The sequence below is a fragment of the Mesorhizobium sp. M4B.F.Ca.ET.089.01.1.1 genome (genome assembly GCF_004022605.1).
In the GTDB taxonomy this organism is placed as follows: Bacteria; Pseudomonadota; Alphaproteobacteria; order Rhizobiales; family Rhizobiaceae; genus Mesorhizobium; species Mesorhizobium abyssinicae.
The window spans coordinates 1-5,459 of the sequence record NZ_RZOS01000392.1; the positions used below are offsets into that span (position 1 = coordinate 1).

The 5,459-nt window shown below is 64.9% G+C and carries 6 protein-coding genes and 1 pseudogene; 3 read left to right on the top strand and 4 right to left on the bottom strand.

The annotated features are described in order from the left end of the window. The coding region (locus EN780_RS26650) for an adenine deaminase C-terminal domain-containing protein (RefSeq protein ID WP_210215054.1) at window positions 1–176 on the top strand (176 nt) is incomplete at its 5' end. Between the two features lie 27 nt (window positions 177–203). On the opposite strand, the gene EN780_RS26655 is transcribed toward EN780_RS26650, so the two are convergent. From EN780_RS26655 to EN780_RS26670, 4 genes are all read right to left on the bottom strand, one after another. Further along, a complete protein-coding gene (locus tag EN780_RS26655; RefSeq protein WP_128275780.1) occupies window positions 204–1,583 on the bottom strand; it encodes a pyridoxal-dependent decarboxylase in 1,380 nt (459 codons plus the stop codon). 75 nt (window positions 1,584–1,658) lie between these two features. After that, window positions 1,659–2,387, bottom strand: a complete 729-nt coding sequence (locus EN780_RS26660) for a GNAT family protein (RefSeq protein ID WP_189556751.1) — start codon at window positions 2,385–2,387, stop codon at window positions 1,659–1,661. Between the two features lie 14 nt (window positions 2,388–2,401). Continuing rightward, window positions 2,402–3,040 (bottom strand): class I SAM-dependent methyltransferase, encoded by a 639-nt coding sequence (locus EN780_RS26665; RefSeq protein ID WP_189556754.1) that lies wholly within the window; start codon window positions 3,038–3,040, stop codon window positions 2,402–2,404. 128 nt (window positions 3,041–3,168) lie between these two features. Further along, a complete protein-coding gene (locus EN780_RS26670; RefSeq protein ID WP_245493406.1) occupies window positions 3,169–4,086 on the bottom strand; it encodes a 2-dehydropantoate 2-reductase in 918 nt (305 codons plus the stop codon). Between the two features lie 286 nt (window positions 4,087–4,372). Here EN780_RS26670 and EN780_RS26675 point away from each other — a divergent pair, with 286 nt between their 5' ends. Both EN780_RS26675 and EN780_RS26680 read left to right on the top strand, forming a co-directional pair. Next, window positions 4,373–4,570, top strand: coding sequence for a hypothetical protein (locus tag EN780_RS26675; protein WP_128275783.1), 198 nt, complete (start codon window positions 4,373–4,375; stop codon window positions 4,568–4,570). Window positions 4,571–5,002: 432 nt separating this feature from the next. Beyond that, window positions 5,003–5,459 (top strand): annotated as a pseudogene (locus tag EN780_RS26680) (sensor histidine kinase); the annotation flags it as partial.

Here is a 5,459-nt window from a genome sequence, read left to right on the forward strand (position 1 = left end):
CCTTCGAGACCGTCACCCATGCACTGCACCAGCTGCGCGAGGCCACACGCGCGATCGGCTGCACGATCCCTGAGCCGTTCCTGCAGGTGGCGTTCCTGGCGCTGCCGGTCATCCCGCATCTCAAGCTGACCGACATGGGCCTGTTCGACGTCGACAGGTTCGGCTTCGTCGAGTGAGATTATCGTCGACCGGCGAACCTTACCTCAATCGTTCACTTCGCCGGCGGCCGCGATGACCTCCGAGACGATTTCCGACACATTGCCGTCCGTCGTCCGGTGGTTGACGAAGCACGCCCTGAGCGCGAACTGGTCGCGGACCGTCGCGTTCGACAGATAGACGCGACCGCGGGCATTCACGCGTCTCAGGATCGCCCTGTTATCCTTGGCGCGATGGCGGAAACAGACCGCGCTGAGCGGCACCGGCGCCAGAAGCTCCAGCTCCGGATGCGCCTCGACCGCCTCCGCCAGCAGCCTTGCATGGCGCAGGTCCTCGGCGATCGCCTCGCGAAAGGCGCGGCGCCCGTGATATTGCAGCGACAGCCAAAGCTTCAGTGCGCGGAAACGCCGCGACAGCTCGAACGATTCCTCGAAGAAGGCGAAACCTTCCGTCGGATCCTGACTCAGCAGGCCGACATAGTCGTCGCTGTGCGAAAACGTCTTGCGCGCGATGTCCGGGTGGCGATGCAGCAGGCAGCCGCAGTCCAGCGGCTGATAGAGCCATTTGTGCGCGTCGAGCGAAAGCGAATCCGCCAGCGCCAACGAATTGAGCTGTTCCGGCAGGGCCAGGGCGGCCAATACGCCATATGCGCCGTCGACATGCAGCCATAGGCCCTCGCGCCCGGCGATGTCGGCGATCTCGGGCAGCGGATCGATGGCGCCGGAGACGATGGTGCCGACCGTGGCGACGATGGCGATGGGCATTCGTCCGGCCGCGCGATCGGCGGCGATGGCCGCCTGCAGGGCGTCCGGACGCATCCGGAACTGATCGTCGACGGCAACCAGCCGCAGGTTCGACCTGCCGATGCCGAGCAGCGCCACCGCCTTCGGAATGGACATGTGCACCTGCTCGGACGCATAGATGACACCGCCGCGCACTCCCGTTTCGTTGGCCGGCAGCTTTGCTTCACGCGCCATCGCCAGCGCCATCAGGTTTGCCGCCGAGCCGCCGCCACAAAGGCTGCCTGTGAACCCGGCGCAGCCGACCGCCTGCGCCAGCCACCCGACGACGGCGTGCTCGATCGACGTCGCCGCCGGAGCCGATCGCCACGAGGCGACGTTCTGATTGAGCACCGAGGCCAGCAACTCTCCCAGCGCCCCGACCGGCTCGCCCGAGCCGAAGACATAAGCGAAGAACCTGCCGGCGGACGGTCGCGCACGCGCGGCGATCAACTCGAAGTCTTTGAGGACGTCGCGGCCCCTGCCCTCCTCGGCCCAGGGCCGCGAGAAAAGCTCGGTCGTCTCTTTGCCGCTGGTCGACGGATAGGCCGGTCGATCGTCAAGCGAGGCCCAGTAGGTCCGGGCGAGGTCCATCGCCTCATCCGCAAGCCGCGACAAGTCCTGGTTGGAGATTTCGAGCGCCCTCATAGGCCTGCCCCCTGCATGCGAAACCGCTGAGTTGATTAGCACGAAACCGGCATCGCTACCGGCAAGGGTTTTCGGTCAGAGCGGCAGCGGCGGATCCGCCGGCTCCCCAGGATCATGGCCGGCAGCCGCACGTATTTCGGTTAGCGACCAGATTTGCCGCCCATCGCGGAAGTTCGCGGGATCGAGCCAGGCCTCGAGGGCGGCGCGGCGGGCCGGCCATTCGCTGGAGAGTATCGAGTACATGCAGATGTCGCGCGGCTTGCCCTTCAGGAACAGGCCCTCGCGCAGCATGCCTTCATAGACGAAGCCGAGACGATCGGCTGCCTTGCGCGAGCGCTGGTTGGTCGAGGTGCAGGTCCATTCCAGACGCCGGTAGCCGAGATCGTCGAAGACGTGGCGCAGGATGAGATAGAGCGCCTCGGTGGCGAGCCGGGTGCGCTGCAGCGGCGGCGTGTAGAGCACGTAGCCAAGCTCGACGACATGGTGCGCGGGCCTCGCCTCCATCAGGCAGAGCCAGCCGAGCGGCCCGCCGTCGGGACGGTCGACGGCGAAGAAGGCGCGCTTCGGATCCGCCACCAGGGCGGCGACATGTTCGGCAAAGGCCCGCTCGGTGGCGAACGGCCCCACCTTCATGTCGATCCAGGTGGCCTGCGTGTGCTCGTCATGCGAGAGCGGATAGAGCCCTGCCGCGTCGCGCGCGGCGTCGAGCGGACGCAGCCGTCCCCAGCGGCCGACAAGCTCGATTGCCGAGGGAACCGGCGCATCACCCGGTTCAATGTCGTCCGGCTTCAGTTTGGATGCCATCATCGCGCCCTTGGTCAGTTCCAGTACCGGAACATCCTACCCATTCTGTTCGGCATCACGAATATTTCCTCCGCATGGGAAAAGCCGGCTTCGCGCCCCATGCCGAGCCATCTCGCTGCGGTTTCCGGGAAATCGGCCAGAAGCATGTGCCGTTCCATGGCGGCGAACTCCTCGTCGGAGACGGCCGACCATTCATCGCGCAGCAAGGAAAAGCGCGCGAGCCAGGCAGCGCGATCCTCTCCCTCGAACAAAGCGGGCTCCCAGATGACGAACAGGCCCATCCCTCCCAGGGCCCTGCGGACGTTGCGCATCAGCCGGGCCTTGCCCTCAGTCGATAGGTGGTGCAGCGACATGCCGATCCAGATCACGTCGACGGGTTCCGACCACTTCGCCATCGCATCCACGAAATCGCTGCAGCGCAGCTCAACGGGGCAAGGCAGGACATCGAGCTCTCGGGCCGCAAGCCGCAGCGATGCTTCCGACAAATCGATGCCGACATAGTTGCCGATCGTGGTCGTCCTCAACGTCGCGGCCGAGGCGCCGGCGTCGCCGCAGGCAATGTCGAGAAACCGGAACGACGCGGGCGCAAGCTCCGTGAGCACGTCGCGCAGCAGGCGATAGACCTCGCGATGGAACATCAGGTTCGCCGCCACGATCCTGCGGTAGGTCTCGAGCTCCTGGTTGAACATATTTTGGGAGCCTGTTGCCTCGCTCCCTGTCGTCACCGGCATGCCTTCGCTCGATGTCATGACGCCCTCCATGGAAGGTCGATGGGATGCCGCTAGGGGACGGCACCGGCTGCGTGGAGATGCAAGGCGCGGAAGACCGCCGTGTGGCCAGGGGTCGCTATGCCGAACTTGATGCCCAGCTCGTGCATCCGCCCGGACAGCCAGGCGACCTCGATCGGTTTCCCTCTTTCGAGATCGTTGGCCATCGACGATTTCACATGCGGGGGGAATGCGGACCATCTGGTCGTGACGCGTCCTTCGAACCCCTCGGCCAGCGGATGGCCGGCCGCCGCGGCAATCGCTATTCCCTCATCGCGCAGCTGTTCGATGAAGATACGCGCCTCGGGGTCGTCGAGGATCGGACCGATGCCCGAGCGCATCAGCGACGTTCCGCCGGAGAAGGCCGCCAATGTCACGAACTTCTCCCACAGCACATTGTCGATGTCGGCAACCGGCTTCAGCTCCAGCCCGATAGCGCGATCGCATAGCGCCTGAAGATCCTTGATGAGAGGATCGCCATGCCCGCCGACGAGAATGTGAGGCAGCCCGCCGGCGTGGACGACTTCTCCGGGCTGCTTGATGAAGCCGGATAGATAGGTGGCGCCACCAATGACGCTGTCGCTGGGAATATGGCGGCGGAGAATGCCGACGCTGTCGATGCCGTTCTGCAGCGTCACGACGCGCGTTTTCCCGCTGACGAGCGGTCCGAGCGCGCCGGCGGCCTTCTCGCTGTCGTAGAGCTTGACCGCGAAGATCACGAGATCGACGGGACCGATATCGGCCGGCGAGTCGCTCGCGCACACATCGGCCAGAAAGACGTTGCCGATATCGCTTTGAATCCGCAGGCCGCCCTCGCGCATTGCCTGCAAGTGGGCGCCGCGAGCAATGAAGCTGACGTCGCCTCCCGCCTCGGCGAGCCTGGCGCCGACATAGCCGCCGATGCCGCCCGCACCTATCATTGCGATCCGCATGCCGTCCCCTCGACGGCAACCGCCGCCACTGGCCGCGCGAAGCTGCAAATGCTTGCATCGGCGCGATCAATATTAGCATTTCCTTGAGGACCCAGCCAGCCGGACCGGGCGGATGTCCGGCGGCAAGCAGATCGCACCGAGCCATCCGGCGCGGCCAACGGTGAGTGATACCGGCCCACGGGACGCAATTGCACCCAAAAGAAGTCAGGACATGCGCTTGTAAGCCCCAACTCGCGGGGCATATGAAAGATATAGAGAAGTATATGACTCGCTTCCGGGGGTAGCGGTGGCGCGCAATCAGGTATCGGACAACAAGCGGCTTTCGGCCTTCGACCTCGACCTTCTGCGCGAGGCTTTCCAGAAATCGGCCCGTGAGCATGGCGTCACGGCGGCCGATTGGGCCGAACATGCCAAGCTGTTCATCGAACGAACAGCACAAAGCGAACCCGGTAAGGAATTCACTGGGCGAAGCACCCCGCCATAATGGCCGGCGCAGCTTGGGGCTTGGGCTTCGGGGGGCAAGCCGCACCGGCCACTGCGGGTTCGGGTGTCGCACGCCCGCCGCGCCACGGACCCTACAAACATATTAGCAATCACTCAATTAAGCCTGAGTGCGTAGCCCACGAAGGGATGAGCCGGCATGCCAGCCATCGGCCCGTCTCGTCCATTTGACGGACGTCACCTCCCGGGGCTTCCCGAACCGTTTCGCCAGCGCCCGGTTCGGAAGCTGAAGCAGCCCGAAGTGACCGCATCGCGTCGCACCAAGAGACTGCACAATGCCAACGGTGGCTCCCAGTGGCCCACACCAAGGTCGATGTCGCAAACGCCGGACTAAGTCTATAGTCTTCGCAGCCAGGGGAGAGGTGTGCGATTGTTCGGGACTTTCTTGGGGGGATTTTTGCGGCGATGGGGCAGGTTGTCGCTGGCGCTGCAGTTCTTCATTGCCAGCGGCGTCGGGTTGCTGGCCGCGATGCTGCTGGTCGGGCTTTGGGTGACTTCGCAGATCCGGGACGGCGTCATGCGCAATTCCGCCGCCACCACGGCGCTCTATGTCGACAGCGTGATCGCGCCGCTCTTGCCCGACATGCGCAAGAGCCGCGAGCTCAGCGACACCGTCAAGCGGGCGCTGGACGAGACGCTGGGCCAGGGCGCGCTCGGCAAGCGGCTGGTCTCGTTCAAGCTTTGGCGGCGCGACGGCATGATCCTCTATGCCGACGACGCCGAGCTGATCGGCAAGACCTTTCCGCCCAACCACAACCTGATTTCGGCTTTCGCGGGCAATGTCATGGCCGAATACAACGACCTCGACGACGACCCGGAAGCCGGTGAGGAGAAAACGGTGAACGCGCCGCTGTTCGAGATCTACAATCCGG

Coding starts and splice junctions, on each gene's coding strand:
- EN780_RS26655 (WP_128275780.1), bottom strand. CDS start 1,583: ATGAGGGCGCTCGAAATCTCCAACCAGGACTTGTCGCGGCTTGCGGAT.
- EN780_RS26660 (WP_189556751.1), bottom strand. CDS start 2,387: ATGGCATCCAAACTGAAGCCGGACGACATTGAACCGGGTGATGCGCCG.
- EN780_RS26670 (WP_245493406.1), bottom strand. CDS start 4,086: ATGCGGATCGCAATGATAGGTGCGGGCGGCATCGGCGGCTATGTCGGC.